Source organism: Mycolicibacterium chitae (assembly GCF_900637205.1).
GTDB classification, from domain to species: domain Bacteria; phylum Actinomycetota; class Actinomycetes; order Mycobacteriales; family Mycobacteriaceae; genus Mycobacterium; species Mycobacterium chitae.
Genome location: NZ_LR134355.1, coordinates 3,605,517 through 3,620,185, shown reverse-complemented (window position 1 = coordinate 3,620,185; position 14,669 = coordinate 3,605,517). Strand labels below are relative to the sequence as shown.

Here is a 14,669-nt window from a genome sequence, read left to right as displayed (position 1 = left end):
GCCTTGTCGTCGTCGTCTGGAAGCATGGAGGCCATGTGTGGACGGTTTGCGGTCACCACCGACCCGGCGCTGCTGGCGCAGAAGATCCAGGCGCTCGACGAGACCGCCGGCAGCGGGCCCGGTGCCGCGGGCAACGCCGCGGGCAACGCCCCGAACTCCGCCCCGAACTACAACGTCGCCCCCACCACGACCATCAGCAGCGTCGTCAAACGGCACACCGAACCCGAGGACGAGTCGACGCGCCGGGTGCGCTCGATGCGGTGGGGCCTGGTCCCGCCGTGGGTCAAGGCCGGACCGGACGGCGGGCCCGAGAACAAGGGTCCGCTGCTGATCAACGCGCGCGCCGAGACGGTCACCGAGTCGCCGGCCTTCCGCAACTCGGCCAAGAACAAGCGCTGCCTGATCCCGATGGACGGCTGGTACGAATGGATGCCGCACCAGGGCGAGGGCAAGGCCAAGGGCCCCAAGACCCCGTTCTACATGTATGCCGAGGACGGTGAGCAGCTGTTCGCCGCCGGACTGTGGACCACCTGGCGGCCCAAGGGTGCGGACAAGGCGACCCCGCCGCTGCTGAGCTGCACCATCATCACCACCGACTCCGCCGGCCCGCTGGCCGAGATCCACGACCGGATGCCGCTGACCATCAGCAGCGCGGATTGGGACCGCTGGATGGATCCGGACGCCCCGGCCGACGAGGGTCTGCTGCGCGGCCACGGCGACCTGGACCGGATCGTCGTGCGGGAGGTCTCGACCCTGGTCAACAGCGTCCGCAACAACGGGCCCGAACTCATCGCCCCGGCGCCCCCGCAGCCCGAACAGGCCGAGCTGTTTTGAACCCGACCAGCCTGGATCCGGCGCTGCTCGACGCCGTCGGGGCCGACCTGCGGGCCGCGGGCTTCAGTACCGCCGGGGTGGCCGAACTGCTCGGCGAGCAGGCCGACGCCGCCCTCACCCGCGGGGTGTGGTGGCCCGCGCTGCGCGTCACCCGGACCTGCCCGCCCGACCGGCAACCCCTGGCGGTGCTGGTGCGGCTGTTCCTGTTGGGCTCCGAGGAACCCGTCGAGCAGATCGCGCAGGCGTTCCCCACCGTGCCGGCCCAGACCCTGGCCGCTCACGGCGTCATCGAACTGACCGAACCCGGGACGGCGCGCGCCGTCCTGGACATCCGCCCGCACAGCGACGGGGCGCGGGACTTCCTGGTGATTTCCGATCAGGACGCCGTGCTGCGCGCCGCGCCGGTACGCCACGACCACGTGCTCGGCATCGGGGGCGCGTCGGTGTCGCTGGCGCGCGCGGTGATCCGCACCCCGGTGGCCCGCGCCCTGGACCTGGGCACCGGCTGCGGCATCCAGGCGCTGCACCTGGCTGCACACTGCGAACAGATCGTGGCCACCGACACCAACGACCGGGCCCTGGCGCTGGCCGCGGGCACGGCCCGGCTCAACGGGATGAGCTGGGACCTGCGCCGCGGCAGCCTGTTCGAGCCGGTGGCCGGCGAGCGCTTCGACCTGATCGTGAGCAACCCGCCGTTCGTGGTGGGCGCGGGGGCCACGGACTACCTCTACCGCGACTCCGGGATGGCCGGGGATGCGGTGTGCCGGCAGCTGATCGAGCGGGTCGGCGACCACCTGACCCCGGGCGGGACGGCGCACATCATGGCCAACTGGATCGTCCGGGACGGGCAGGACTGGCGCGCCCGGGTCGGCGGCTGGCTGGCCGACACGGGCCTGCACGCCTGGGTGGTGCAGCGCGAACTCGCCGACCCGGTCAGCTACGTCTCGCTGTGGCTCGCCGACGCCGGTGAGACGCTCCAGGACGGCGCGCGCCGCGGCGGGCAGTGGCTGGACTGGTTCGCCGAGGAGGGCATCACCGGCGTCGGGATGGGCATCATCGCGTTGCGCGCGCCGGCGGTCGGCGAGACCGGTGCGCCCGAACACATCCTGGAGGAGATCACCGAGGCCGACGAGGTCATCACGGGCCCCGAGGTCGAGGCGTTCTTCGCCCGCCGGGCCTACCTGCGCGACACCAGCGATGCGGCGCTGCTGGCGGCCCGGCTGTCGACCGCCCCGGTGTTCCTGGAGGAGCACGCGCTACCCGGCCCCGAGGGCTGGCAACAGGTTTCGGCCGCGGTGCGCCGCCCGGGCGGTCCGGCGGCGGTGCTCGGCGTCGACGAGGTGTCCAGGGCGCTGCTGGCGGGCTGCCGCGGCGAGGTGCCCCTGGGCACGCTGCTGGAACTGCTGGCCCACCACCACGGCGTCGACGCCGACGCGCTGGCGCAGGCCGCCCTGCCGGTGGTCCGCGAGGCGATCGGGCGCGGGATCCTCTACCAGGCGCAGTGAGTCACGGCCCGGTGTAACCCGGCGGGTTGGCGGAGTCGACCCACAGGTCCACGCCCAACTCGACCTCGCCGGGGGTGCAGTTGTACACCGACAGGTCGGTGACCCCGGACTCGAGCAGCACGTCCTCGCACAGCGCGCTGTGGCCGGTGTACTCCCGGGCGGGCCGGGTCAGGATGGCGTAGGCCGCATCCGAGTACACCTCGGGCCTGCGGGAGCGTTTCATCGACTCGTCGCCGCCGAGCAGGTTCTGCACCGCCGCGGTGGCCACCATGGTGCGCGGCCACAGCGTGTTGGAGGCGACGCCGGCGGACCGCAGCTCCTCGGCGATGCCCAACGCGCACAACGTCATCCCGTACTTGGCCATCATGTAAGGCGTGGGTTGCAGCCACTTCGGCTCCATCCGGATCGGCGGCGACAACGTCAGGATGTGCGGATTGTCGCCGCCCTTGAGGTGCGGAATGCAGGCCTGGGACACCGCGTAGGTGCCGCGTACCTGGATGCCGTTCATCAGGTCGAAGCGTTTCAACGGCACCTCCTCGATGGAGCCGAGGTTGATCGCCGAGGCGTTGTTGACGCAGATGTCGATGCCGCCGAACTGTTCGACGGCCTTGGCGACCGCGGCGGCCACCACGTCGCCGTCGCGGATGTCGCCGACGATCGGCAGCGCCCGGCCGCCGGCCGCCTCGATCTCCTCGGCCGCGGTGTAGATGGTGCCCGGCAGCGTGGGGTGGGGTTCGGCGGTCTTGGCGACCAGCGCGACGTTCGCCCCGTCGGCGGCGACCCGCTTGGCGATCGCCAGCCCGATGCCCCGGCTGGCGCCCGAAATGAACATCGTCTTGCCCTCGAGCGGGCGTGCTTCTCGCGAGCTTGGTGTGGCCATACCCGAACCCTAATCAGCGGTGATGGGGGCCAGCACCGCATCGGTGAGATCCACCAGGTCCCGCGGCGCCAGCGCGATGTCCAGACCACGCTTGCCGCCGCTGCACAGGATGCGGTCCCAGTCGCAGGCCGACGCGTCGATCACGGTCGGCAGGGCGCGGCGCTGTCCCAGCGGCGAGATGCCGCCCAGCACGTAGCCGGTGGAGCGCTGCGCGTCGGCGGGTGCGGCCATGGCGACCTTCGGCACGCCGAGTGCGGCCGCGGCGGCCTTGAGCGACAGTGTGCGCGGCACCGGCAGGACGGCGACGGCCAGACCCTTGGGCAGCGCCAGGACCAGCGTCTTGAACACCTGCTCGGCGACGATCCCGTGGCTGCGGGCGAGTTGTTCGGCGGCCTCGGCGCCGAACGAGGTGCTGCGCGGATCGTGCTGGTAGGTGAGTACCTCGTGGGCGATTCCGGCCGCGATCAGGGCGCTGATCGCCGGGGTTGCTGCTCTGGCCACCGGGCCAGATTAATCACGTTCGGAAATAGGTTGGCGTCGATATCCGTTTGACCATGCAGTCGGCGCTCGTGCGTCGAGGTTTGTCAGGATGCGGCCCTACGATGGGGCGGATAGGGGAGTCTGGTGTCAACGATATGCCTGGCAACTCCCACCGCGGCGGAACTCGCAGCGGTGTTCGGGTGTTCGGTGACGGAAGGGACTGTGTCAACCACAATGACCGACATCGACGGTAAGACCGCCACGGCGGTGGAGCCCGAGGAGACCGACGCCGAACTGACGGCGCGGTTCGAACGGGATGCGATACCGCTGGTAGACCAGCTGTACGGCGGCGCGCTGCGGATGACCCGCAACCCCGCCGACGCCGAGGATCTACTGCAGGAAACCATGGTCAAGGCCTATGCGGGGTTCCGCTCGTTCCGGGAGGGCACCAACCTCAAGGCGTGGCTGTACCGCATCCTGACCAACACCTACATCAACAGCTATCGCAAGAAGCAGCGCCAGCCCGCGGAGTACCCCACCGAGGAGATCACCGACTGGCAGTTGGCGGCCAACGCGCAGCACTCGTCGACCGGTCTGCGCTCCGCGGAGGTGGAGGCCCTGGAGTCGCTGCCGGATACTGAGATCAAGGAAGCGCTGCAGAAGCTGCCCGAGGACTTTCGGATGGCGGTCTACTATGCCGACGTCGAAGGTTTCCCCTACAAGGAGATCGCCGAGATCATGGATACGCCGATCGGGACCGTCATGTCCCGGCTCCACCGCGGCCGGCGTCAGCTGCGTGACCTGCTGACCGACGTGGCCAAGGACCGCGGCTACATCCGGGGTGCCCAGGCCGCGACGCCCGAGGAGGTGTCGTCATGAGCTCGACGCCCGACGAGGACAAGCGCGCCGAAGAGCAGATCGACCCGCTCGACGTCCAGCATCCCGCCTGCTCGGCCGTGATCGCCGAGGTGTGGACGCTGCTCGACGGCGAATGCACCGCCGATTCGCGGGAGCGCCTGCAGCAGCACCTGGACGAATGCCCCGCCTGCCTGCGCCACTACGGCGTCGAGGAGCGGATCAAGCGGCTGATCGCCACCCGTTGCAGCGGGGAGAAGGCCCCGGAGGGGCTCCGCCAGCGGCTGCAGATCGAGATCAGCCGGACCACCATCCGGCGCACCTAGCACCCGGCCCAGACGCAAAAGACCGCCCGGTTCGACTGAACTCGGGCGGTCTTTTCGGCGGCGGACCTAGGAGTTGGGCCGCTTGCCGTGGTTTGCCTTGCTGTGCTTGCGATCGCGCTTCTTACGGCCACGCTTGGCCATGACTACCTCCAGGTTGATGATGTCGTCGAGGACTCGACTGCGGTGCCCGCAGGGCCGGGCCCGCGAAGCAGTGCGTCCATTGTCGCATGTGCGGCCGCCGGGACCAGAATCCGCGTGCTGGGCGGGCGCGCTGCACCGATTCCGGCGGCGACTCAGCTTTGTAAGGTTGAAGGTCGACCGAACCGAAAGGACTGCCGAATGTCTTCCGCCCACGGCGGCTCGCGGGTAGGGACCCGATTCGGTCCCTACGAACTGCGGTCGGTGATCGGTGTCGGCGGCATGGGCGAGGTCTACCGCGCCTATGACACCGGCAAGGAGCGGATGGTCGCGGTCAAGCTGCTGCGCGCCGAGTTGGCCGCCGACCCCAAGTTCCAGGAGCGGTTCCGGCGGGAATCGCGCGTCGCGGCGCGCCTGCAGGAACCGCACGTGATCCCGGTCCACGACTTCGGCGACATCGACGGCGTCCTCTACATCGAGATGCGTCTGGTCGAGGGCCCGAGCCTGCGGGACCTGCTGCACAGCGGCGGCCCGATCGAGCCGCGCCGGGCGGCGTCGATCATCACGCAGGTGGCCTCCGCGCTGGACGCCGCGCACGCCGACGGCCTGGTGCACCGCGACATCAAGCCCGAGAACGTGCTGCTGACCAACGACGACTTCGCCTACCTCGTCGACTTCGGCATCGCCCACGCCGGCGGCGATGCGAGCGTGACGATGACGGGCATGGTGGTCGGCTCGTCGGCCTACATGGCCGCCGAGCGGTTCAGCGGCTCGAACCCGCCCGGACCGGCCTCCGACATCTACTCGCTGACCTGCGTGCTGTTCGAGGCGTTGACCGGCCGCCCGCCGTTCGACAGCCAAGACCTGCAGCAACTGCTCGGGGCGCACATGTTCGCCGCACCGCCGCGGCCCAGCGTGCTGCGCCCGGAGATCGGCCGCGCCTTCGACGACGTCATCGCCCGCGGCATGGCCAAGCAGCCCGCCGACCGGTTCCCGTCGGCCGCTGCTCTGGCGAAGGCCGCCACCGCCGCGGCCTCGACGGCGTCGCCGCTGATGTCCCAGCACGGGCGGCCGCCGGCGGCGGGCCGGCCCGCGAGCACCCGGCAGTTCACCTCGCTGTACGCCAACCCGGCAGCCACCGGCTACACGCCGTATCCGCCGCCACCGGCGCGACCCACGCCCCCGCCCGCGCCGGTGCGCAAGGCCCGCTTCGGCCCCGCCCAGATCGCGCTGGCGGCCGCGACCCTCGTGCTGTTCGGCACCGCCGCGATCCTGGCGGTGCTGTTGGTCAACGGGGGCGACGGCTCGACGTCGCCGAGCCGGCTGGCGGCCCCGCCGACGAGCACCACCCCGAGCCCGACCGCCACGTCGCCCAGCACCCCGGCGACCACCACCACGACCACGACCACCACCACGACGAGCCCGGGCCCGGTCCGGATGTCCGGCGCCGACGAGCAGGGCTTCGTCGGCCATTCGGCCCGTTGCGACTCCGGCAGCTCGCCGGCCGCGATGATCCGCACCGCGCACTCCCTGGCGGTGATCTGCCAGAGCGGATCGGACGACTTCTACTACCGCGGCGAGCGGCTGCGCGACGGCGCCGCCCTCGAACTCGCCCACGCGGTGCCCTCGGGCGGCGGCTTCGACGCCGTCAACCCCGCCGACGGCGCGCGCTACCAGGTCCGCCCCGACGGCCTCACCATCCTCAGCGACCGCGGCGTCGATTCCGCCGAGCCGGCCCTGCAATACGCCGCCGAACGGCCATAGCTTGTCCGGGATGGGCCGGTTGCACCGGCGGGGGTCAGGCGGTGCGACAGGCCCTTGTGGTTCGATAGAGCGTCAATAGCACCGGTGGACGCCGCCGTCCGTGGGAATGAAGAGTGGGGTGAAGATGGCCGAGGATGTTCGCGCGGAGATCGTGGCTAGCGTGCTCGAGGTGGTTGTCCGCGAGGGTGACCAGATCGGCGAGGGCGACACCGTGGTGCTGCTGGAGTCGATGAAGATGGAGATCCCGGTGCTCGCCGAGGCCGGAGGCACCGTCACCAAGGTGAACGTCAACGTCGGTGACGTCATCCAGGCGGGCCATCTCATCGCCGTGATCAGCTAGCCGGCCCATGGCGACCCTCGGTGAGCTACTTGCCGAGCACACCGTCCTGCCGGGCGAGGCCGTCGACCATCTGCACGCCGTGGTCAGCGAATGGCAACTGCTGGCCGACCTTTCCTTTGCCGACTACCTGATGTGGGTCCGCCGCGACGACGGCGACCTGGTGTGCGTCGCGCAGTGCCGCCCCAATACGGCGGCCACGGTGCTGCTGTCCGACGCCGTGGGCACCACCACCGCCTCCGAGAAGCTCCCGCTGGTGGCGGCCGCGTTCTCGTCCGGGGCCATCGGCCACGACGACGACCCTAACCCCGCCCTGACCGCCCGCACCGGGCTCAACGTGGAGGCCGTGCCGGTCCGGCACGGCGACACCGTGGTGGCGGTGCTGACGCATCAGACCGCGCTGGCCGCGCTGCGCCAGTCCAGTCCGCTGGAGAGCGCCTACCTGGATTGCGCCGACGATCTGGTGCACATGCTCTCCGAGGGCACCTTTCCCAACGTCGGGGACCTGGCGGCGTCCTGGTCCAGCCCGCGGGTGGGCGACGGGTTCATCCGCCTCGACGGCAACGGCGACGTGCTGTTCGCCAGCCCGAACGCGCTCTCGGCGTATCACCGGATGGGGTTGACCGCCGAGTTGGAGGGCCAGAACCTGGTCGCGGTGACCGGGCCGCTGATCTCGGATCCGTTCGAGGCCCAGGAGGTCGCCGAGCACATCCGCGCGTCACTGGCCGGCGGGTCGAGCATGCGCATGGAGGTCGACGCCGGGGGAGCGGCGGTGTTGCTGCGGACCATCCCGCTGGTGGTGCACGGTGCGGCGGCGGGCGCGGCGGTCCTGGTGCGCGATGTCACCGAGATCAAGCGCCGCGATCGCGCCCTGCTCAGCAAGGACGCCACCATCCGCGAGATCCACCACCGGGTGAAGAACAACCTGCAGACGGTGGCCGCGCTGCTGCGGCTGCAGGCGCGGCGCAGCAGCAACTCGGAGAGCCGTGAGGCGCTGATGGAGTCGGTCCGGCGGGTGACCTCGATCGCGCTCGTGCACGACGCCCTGTCGATGTCGGTGGACGAAGAGGTGAACCTCGACGACGTGATCGACCGGATCCTGCCGATCATGAACGACGTGGCCTCGGTGGACGCGCCGATCAAGATCAGCCGGGTGGGTGCGTTGGGGGTCCTCGACGCCGACCGCGCGACCGCGCTGATCATGGTCGTCACCGAACTGGTGCAGAACGCCCTCGAGCACGCCTTCGATGCCGACGCCCCGCGCGGGTCGGTCACCATCCGCGCCGAGCGCTCCGCCCGGTGGCTCGACGTCGTCGTCAACGACGACGGGCGCGGCCTGCCGGCGGGGTTCAGCCTGGAGAAATCCGATCGGCTGGGGCTGCAGATCGTGCGCACCCTGGTGTCGGCCGAACTCGACGGCTCACTGGATATGCGCGATGCGCCCGACGGCGGCACCGACGTCGTGCTGCGGGTGCCCATCGGGCGACGGCCGCGGCTGCCGCAGTAGCCGGCCCCGGACACAGCGATGGCCCCGGCTGATGCCGGGGCCATCGCTGAAAGATCGCCTCGTCAGACTCCGGTGCGAGTCCGGGTCCGGGCGTTGCGACGCTTGAGCGCGCGGCGCTCGTCCTCGCTCATGCCGCCCCACACGCCGGCGTCCTGACCGGACTCCAACGCCCAGCTCAGGCACTCGGTGGTCACGGGACACCGGTTGCAGACGAGCTTCGCGTCGGCAATCTGCGCGAGCGCGGGACCGCTGTTCCCCACCGGGAAGAACAGTTCCGGATCCTCGTCACGACAGACCGCCTTGTGCCGCCAATCCATGGCAAATACTCCTAACTGAGGCGCGCGGCGAGGCACGCCATTTATTGGTCTCGGGCTAACACGTGCACCGAATGTTTCTGCACTGTTGCATCTGATAGTTCCAGAGGCTGAACAGATGTCAATAGAACTCAGTTAACACGTGGGCAATGTCACTGCTGGGGGTCGTTCGCGGTTGGGCTACCCGTTTGTACTACACTTACACTCACTTGCGCCCGAAATTTTTGGCCCAGTTTCTGTTACTGCAGGTCAGGCGCGGTATTCGCCGGTGGAGCAACTACGTCCAACGCATCCGGCACGGACCGGAAGCTCATGGTTTCGCGCTCGCCGAGGTAATCCCCGTCGATCTGAGTGGCGATCGGAGTGTCGCTCGTCACGGTCACCCATTGGACATCATCGGAGCGAATCAGATGCTTCGCAGCCAACTTTGGTCGCTTGGACAACATCTGTCGCACCAGGCCGAGATTGCGCCACACACTCATGCTCGTGGTGGCGAAAACCCCGAGATCGGCCTCGAAAGTGGTGTCCGGATTGGTCCAGACCGGGCGCTTGTTGGCGTAGGTCCACGGGCTCGAGTTGGAGACGAACACGAAGTGCACACCCGCCACGGGCTCCTGGCCGGGCAGCCGCAGCGTGAGACGGGGTTGACGCCGCGCGCTGCGCAGCACCGCCGGCACGGCCACCCGGATGTAGCGCGACGCGGTGACGCCCTTCTGCTTGCGGCCGCGGTTGCGGTGCGATTCCACCGCGGCGACCACTTCGCCGTCGACGCCCATCCCCGCGGTGAACACGCCCCAGCGTTCGCCGCAGTCCATCAGGCCGATCCGGCGCCAGTTGCGTTTCGGGCCAACGGAATCCAGGAGGTCGACCAGCAGGTTGGTGGCCTCGACGGGGTCCGGGGAAATGCCCAGCGAGCGGGCGAAGACGTTGGCGGACCCGCCGGGCACCACCGCCACGGCCGGGGCGTGGGCGGGCAGGCGACCGCCGGGCGCGCCGAGCAGGCCGTTGACCACCTCGTTCACCGTCCCGTCGCCGCCGTGCACGATCACCACGTCGACGCCGTCGGCGGTGGCCCGGGCCGCGATCTCGGTGGCGTGCCCGGCGTGATTGGTGTGCTCGACGGTGAGGCGGACGCGGCTCTCGAGCGCGTGGGCCAGCAGGTCGCGGCCGGCGGCCGTGGTGGAGGTGGCATTGGGATTCACGATGAGCACGGCACGCACGAGCCACCAGCCTAATGGGCCGCGCCGCGAACTCGCCTTTGTGAAACCCGCCATTGTGCGCGAGCGTGCGCAAACCACGGGAAGTTTGCGGCGTGTCGGGCGGGGGCGCGCCCGTTCGCGCTGACAAGGGGAGGGCTTCAGGCGATGGTGCGCAGGACGGCGAGCACGCGGTCGATCAGCGGGGAGGCCGTGGCCATCCGGGCCGCCACCAGTTCGACGCCCAGCGTGGACGGCTCCAGCGGCAGGTAGCGCACCCCGGCGACGTCCAGAGCCGCGGTCGGGTCCGGCACCACCGCGGCGCCCAGCCCGGCGGCCACCAGGGTCACCAGCGTCGAGGTCTCCATCACCTCGTGGCGGATCCGCGGGACGAACCCCGCGTCGGCGCAGATCGCCGACAGCATGCTGCCCATCACCGACCGGCCGCCGCCGGCGTGGGCGACGAGGTCCTCGTCGCGCAGATCGGCGACCCGCAGCGCGGTGCGCCCGACGAGGGGATGGCCGTCGGGCAGCGCCACCAGCAGCCGGTCCCGGCGCACCACCTCGGTGCGCACACCGGGATGCTGCACCGGCGGGCGCAGCAGCGCCAGGTCGATCTCGCCGGCGGTCAGCGCGGCCAGCTGCGCCGGGGCCAGCATCTCGCCGCGGACCCGGACCTCCACGCCCGGCAGGGCCTCGCCCAGGGCGCGGACCAGCAGCGGCAGCAGCGAGTAGGTCGCCGATCCCACGCAGCCGATGGCCAGCAGCCCCTCGGTGCCCTCGGCGATGCGCCGGGCCTGCTCGCCGGCGTCGTCGACGGCGTCGAGGATCCGCACCACGCGCTGCAGATAGGCCGCGCCCGCCGGGGTCAGCTCCACGGTGCGGGTGGTGCGGATCAGCAGCGCCACCCCGAGCTCGGTCTCGAGCGCGCGGATCTGCTGGGACAACGGGGGCTGGGCGATGTGCAGGCGCGCCGCGGCGCGGCCGAAGTGCAGCTCCTCGGCGACGGCGCGGAAGTACCGCAGGTGACGCAACTCCACACTAAGACTCTAAACCTATCAATTGCCGCAATCTAAGTACTTCAGAATATTGTCGCTGGCACCTACCGTCGAAGGCATGGATGTCGTGATCTGCAGCCCCCTCCGCACGCCGGTGGGCCGGATGGGCGGGGCGCTGGCCCCGCTGACGGCCGCCGAGCTGGCCACCACCACGCTGCGCGCCCTCATCGAGCGCACCGGGCTGGGCGAGGGCGACATCGACGACGTGATCCTGGGCAACGGGTACGCCAACGGCGAGGCACCGGCCATCGGCCGGATCGCGGCTCTGGACGCCGGGCTGGGGACCGGGGTGCCCGGCCTGCAGATCGATCGTCGCTGCGGCTCGGGTCTGCAGGCCGTGCTGTACGCGGCGGGCCAGGTCGCCACGGGCGCGGGCCGGCTGATCGTGGCCGGCGGCGCCGAGTCGATGTCCAACGTCGAGCACTACGCGCTGGGCCTGCGCACCGGCGTGCGCCAGGGCGGCGTCGCGCTGGCCGACCGGCTGGACCGCGCCCGCGAGACCGCCGGCGGCACCAGCCATCCCATTGCCGGCGGCATGATCGAGACGGCCGAGAACCTGCGCCGCCAGTACGGCCTCACCCGCGCCGATCAGGACGAGCTCGCGGTCCGCTCGCACCGCCGCGCGGTCAGCGCCCACGACGACGGGCGCTTCGCCGACGAACTGATCCCCGTCACCATCCCCGGCAAGCGCGGCAAGCCCGACACCGTCGTCGACCGCGACGAGCATCCGCGCGCCGACATCACCGTCGAGCGCCTGGCCGAGCTGCGGCCGATCCGCGGCAAGGCCGACCCGGAGGCCACCGTCACCGCGGGCAATGCCTCGGGTCAGAACGACGGCGCCGCCATGTGCGTGGTCACCACCGCCGAGGAGGCCGCGCGACGCGGCCTGACCCCGCTGCTGGCGCTGCGGTCCTGGGCGGTCACCGGCTGCGCGCCCGAGACCATGGGCATCGGCCCGGTCGGCGCCACCGCCGCGGCCCTCGAGCGGGCCGGGCTGACGCTCGACGAGATCGACCTCATCGAACTGAACGAGGCCTTCGCCGCGCAGGTGCTGGCCGTGTTGGCCGAGTGGAAGCTCGACGCCGACGACGAGCGGCTCAACCCGTGCGGCTCGGGCATCTCGCTGGGCCACCCGATCGGGGCCACCGGGGCGCGCATCCTGGCCACCGCGGCCTACGAGGCGCGCCGACGGCAGGCCCGCTACGTACTGGAAACCATGTGTATCGGCGGCGGTCAGGGACTGGCCGCGATCTTCGAAGCAGTGAGGTGAAGTGAAATGACCGTGTGTGAGGTCCATGCCGTCGTCAGCGGCCGGCCCGACGGGCCCGCGGTGGTGTTGTCGAACTCGCTGGGTTCGACCCACCGGATGTGGGACGCCCAGCTCGCCGAGTTGGAGAGCCGGTTCAAGGTGGTGCGCTACGACACCCGCGGCCACGGCGGATCGCCCGTGCCCGACGGCCCCTACTCGATCGACGAGCTGGTCGACGACGTCGTGGCCCTGCTGGACCGCCTCGACATCGCCTGCGCGCACGTGGTGGGCCTGTCGCTGGGCGGCATGACCGCGATGCGGCTGGCCGCGCGCAACCCCGAGCGGGTCGACCGGATGGCGCTGCTGTGCACCAGCACCCAGCTGCCGCCGGCCGAGGCCTGGACCGAGCGCGCCAAGACGGTGCGCGAGGGCGGGTCCGGGTCCGTCGCGGCGGCCGTGGTGGCCCGCTGGTTCACCCCCGACTACCTGGCCGCACACCCGGACGTCCGGATCGAGGCCGAGCATATGGTCGCGGCCACGGCCGCCGAGGGCTACGCCGGCTGCTGCGAGGCGATCGCCAAACTCGATCTGCGCGACGATCTTTCGTCGATCAAGGCTCCGACGCTGGCGATCGCCGGCGCCGACGACCCGGCCACCCCGCCGGCCATGCTGCGCGATATCGCCGACCACATCCCCGGCGCGCGCGTGCTGGTGGTACCCCGCTCGGCGCACCTGGCCAACGCCGAACAGCCCGGCACCGTCACCGCGGCCATCATCGAACACCTGGAGCAGTCATGACCCTGAACAAAGTGGTGGGCTCGGCCGCCGAGGCGGTCGCCGACATCCCGCACGGCGCGAGCCTGGCCGTCGGCGGCTTCGGCCTGGCCGGCATTCCCTGGTTCCTCATCGAGGCGCTGCTCGAGCAGGGCGCCGGCGACCTGACGATCGTCAGCAACAACTGTGGCGTCGACGGCGCCGGGCTGGGACTGCTGCTCGACGCGCGCCGGATCAGCCGCGTGATCGCCTCCTACGTCGGGGAGAACAAGGAATTCGCGCGGCAGTACCTGGCCGGTGAGCTGACCGTCGAGCTGACCCCGCAGGGCACGCTGGCCGAGCGGCTGCGCGCCGGCGGCAGCGGCATCGGCGCGTTCTACACCCCCACCGGGGTGGGCACGCTGGTCGCCGAGGGCGGGATGCCGTGGCGCTACGCCGCCGACGGCAGCATCGCGCTGGCCTCACCGCCCAAGGAGGTGCGGACCTTCAACGGCCGCGAGATGCTGCTCGAGGAGGGCATCGTCACCGACTTCGCGCTGGTGCGCGCCGCGGTCGCCGACAAGGCCGGCAACTGCGTATTCCACGCCGCCGCACGCAATTTCAACCCGCCCGCGGCCATGTCCGGCCGGGTCGCCATCGTCGAGGCCGAACGCGTGGTCGAGGTCGGCGAACTGCACCCCGACGAGATTCACCTGTCGGGCATCTTCGTGCAGCGCGTCCACGAGCTAACTCCCGAGCAGGCCAACCGCAAGAGCATCGAGAAGCTGACCACCCGGGTACGACAGGAGGCCCACCAATGAGCTGGACCCGCAACGAGATGGCGGCCCGCGCCGCGCGTGAACTGCGCGACGGCGACTACGTCAACCTGGGCATCGGACTGCCCACGCTGATCCCGGACCACCTGCCCGCGGACTCCGATGTGCAGTTGCACGCCGAGAACGGCATCCTGGGCGTCGGCCCGTTCCCGTACGAGGACGAGGTGGACCCCGACCTGGTCAACGCCGGCAAGCAGACCGTGTCGGTGCTGCCCGGTGCGTCGTTCTTCGACTCCGCCACCAGTTTTGCGATGATCCGCGGCGCGCACGTCGACGTCGCGGTGCTCGGTGGCATGCAGGTGGCCGGCAACGGCGACCTGGCCAACTGGATGGTGCCGGGCTCCATGGTCAAGGGCATGGGCGGCGCGATGGATCTGGTCAACGGCGCCGGCCGGGTGATCGTCCTGATGGATCACGTCGCGAAATCCGGTGCGGCCAAGCTGGTCACGGCCTGCGACCTGCCGTTGACCGGCAAGGCCGTCGTCAGCCGCGTCATCACCGACCTCGGTGTCTTCGACGTCACCGGCGACGGGTTCCGGGTCGTCGAACTGGCACCCGGGGTGGATTACGACGATGTGGTGGCCAAGACCGCCGCGCCGGTCACCGACGGACGGGTCCTCGAACCCGCCTGAGCGTC

At 70.8% G+C, this 14,669-nt stretch carries 17 protein-coding genes; 11 read left to right on the top strand and 6 right to left on the bottom strand.

The window, feature by feature from the left end; translation table 11 throughout:
* Positions 1–33: 33 nt before the first annotated feature.
* Positions 34–834, top strand: a complete 801-nt coding sequence (locus EL338_RS17285; protein WP_197721897.1) for an SOS response-associated peptidase — start codon at positions 34–36, stop codon at positions 832–834.
* Positions 831–2,339 (top strand): DUF7782 domain-containing protein, encoded by a 1,509-nt coding sequence (locus tag EL338_RS17280; protein ID WP_163792212.1) that lies wholly within the window; start codon positions 831–833, stop codon positions 2,337–2,339. The genes EL338_RS17285 and EL338_RS17280 overlap by 4 nt, the downstream gene beginning before the upstream one ends.
* 1 nt (position 2,340) lies before the next feature.
* Here EL338_RS17280 and EL338_RS17275 read toward each other — a convergent pair whose 3' ends face one another.
* Together EL338_RS17275 and ybaK are read right to left on the bottom strand one after the other, a co-directional pair.
* On the bottom strand, positions 2,341–3,219 hold the full coding sequence (locus EL338_RS17275) for an SDR family oxidoreductase (RefSeq protein WP_126334864.1): 879 nt from the start codon (positions 3,217–3,219) through the stop codon (positions 2,341–2,343).
* A gap of 9 nt (positions 3,220–3,228) precedes the next feature.
* Entirely contained in the window at positions 3,229–3,720 is a 492-nt protein-coding gene (ybaK, locus tag EL338_RS17270) for a Cys-tRNA(Pro) deacylase (protein WP_126334863.1), read from the bottom strand.
* Between the two features lie 213 nt (positions 3,721–3,933).
* Here ybaK and EL338_RS17265 point away from each other — a divergent pair, with 213 nt between their 5' ends.
* Both EL338_RS17265 and rsrA read left to right on the top strand, forming a co-directional pair.
* On the top strand, positions 3,934–4,578 hold the full coding sequence (locus EL338_RS17265; protein ID WP_126336934.1) for a sigma-70 family RNA polymerase sigma factor: 645 nt from the start codon (positions 3,934–3,936) through the stop codon (positions 4,576–4,578).
* Entirely contained in the window at positions 4,575–4,880 is a 306-nt protein-coding gene (gene rsrA, locus EL338_RS17260; RefSeq protein WP_126334862.1) for a mycothiol system anti-sigma-R factor, read from the top strand. The genes EL338_RS17265 and rsrA overlap by 4 nt, the downstream gene beginning before the upstream one ends.
* Before the next feature lie 66 nt (positions 4,881–4,946).
* On the opposite strand, the gene EL338_RS26950 is transcribed toward rsrA, so the two are convergent.
* Positions 4,947–5,021: a 50S ribosomal protein bL37 gene (locus EL338_RS26950; RefSeq protein ID WP_085976515.1), complete on the bottom strand. Its 75-nt coding sequence runs from the start codon at positions 5,019–5,021 to the stop codon at positions 4,947–4,949.
* Between the two features lie 198 nt (positions 5,022–5,219).
* Here EL338_RS26950 and EL338_RS17250 point away from each other — a divergent pair, with 198 nt between their 5' ends.
* From EL338_RS17250 to EL338_RS17240, 3 genes are all read left to right on the top strand, one after another.
* Positions 5,220–6,782, top strand: coding sequence for a serine/threonine-protein kinase (locus tag EL338_RS17250; RefSeq protein WP_126334861.1), 1,563 nt, complete (start codon positions 5,220–5,222; stop codon positions 6,780–6,782).
* A gap of 124 nt (positions 6,783–6,906) precedes the next feature.
* Positions 6,907–7,122, top strand: a complete 216-nt coding sequence (locus EL338_RS17245) for a biotin/lipoyl-binding carrier protein (RefSeq protein WP_126334860.1) — start codon at positions 6,907–6,909, stop codon at positions 7,120–7,122.
* Between the two features lie 7 nt (positions 7,123–7,129).
* On the top strand, positions 7,130–8,626 hold the full coding sequence (locus EL338_RS17240; RefSeq protein ID WP_126334859.1) for a two-component system sensor histidine kinase PdtaS: 1,497 nt from the start codon (positions 7,130–7,132) through the stop codon (positions 8,624–8,626).
* A gap of 62 nt (positions 8,627–8,688) precedes the next feature.
* Here the strand turns inward: EL338_RS17240 and whiB1 are convergent, their stop codons facing one another.
* The 3 genes from whiB1 to EL338_RS17225 form a co-directional block, all read right to left on the bottom strand.
* Entirely contained in the window at positions 8,689–8,943 is a 255-nt protein-coding gene (gene whiB1 / locus EL338_RS17235; protein ID WP_068245183.1) for a transcriptional regulator WhiB1, read from the bottom strand.
* 236 nt (positions 8,944–9,179) lie between these two features.
* Positions 9,180–10,160 (bottom strand): diacylglycerol/lipid kinase family protein, encoded by a 981-nt coding sequence (locus tag EL338_RS17230; protein WP_126334858.1) that lies wholly within the window; start codon positions 10,158–10,160, stop codon positions 9,180–9,182.
* Between the two features lie 137 nt (positions 10,161–10,297).
* Positions 10,298–11,176 carry a LysR substrate-binding domain-containing protein gene (locus EL338_RS17225; protein ID WP_126334857.1) on the bottom strand — a complete coding sequence of 293 codons (879 nt, stop codon included), beginning with the start codon at positions 11,174–11,176 and terminating at the stop codon, positions 10,298–10,300.
* Positions 11,177–11,252: 76 nt separating this feature from the next.
* Between EL338_RS17225 and EL338_RS17220 the strand changes: the two genes are divergently transcribed.
* From EL338_RS17220 to EL338_RS17205, 4 genes are read left to right on the top strand one after another with little or no spacing between them, the layout of a single operon-like run.
* A complete protein-coding gene (locus EL338_RS17220) occupies positions 11,253–12,464 on the top strand; it encodes an acetyl-CoA C-acetyltransferase (RefSeq protein ID WP_126334856.1) in 1,212 nt (403 codons plus the stop codon).
* A gap of 6 nt (positions 12,465–12,470) precedes the next feature.
* Positions 12,471–13,241, top strand: a complete 771-nt coding sequence (pcaD, locus tag EL338_RS17215) for a 3-oxoadipate enol-lactonase (protein WP_126334855.1) — start codon at positions 12,471–12,473, stop codon at positions 13,239–13,241.
* Positions 13,238–14,017 carry a CoA transferase subunit A gene (locus EL338_RS17210; protein WP_126334854.1) on the top strand — a complete coding sequence of 260 codons (780 nt, stop codon included), beginning with the start codon at positions 13,238–13,240 and terminating at the stop codon, positions 14,015–14,017. Before pcaD ends, EL338_RS17210 begins: the two co-directional genes overlap by 4 nt.
* A complete protein-coding gene (locus EL338_RS17205) occupies positions 14,014–14,664 on the top strand; it encodes a 3-oxoacid CoA-transferase subunit B (protein WP_126334853.1) in 651 nt (216 codons plus the stop codon). Before EL338_RS17210 ends, EL338_RS17205 begins: the two co-directional genes overlap by 4 nt.
* The last annotated feature ends 5 nt before the right edge of the window (positions 14,665–14,669 follow it).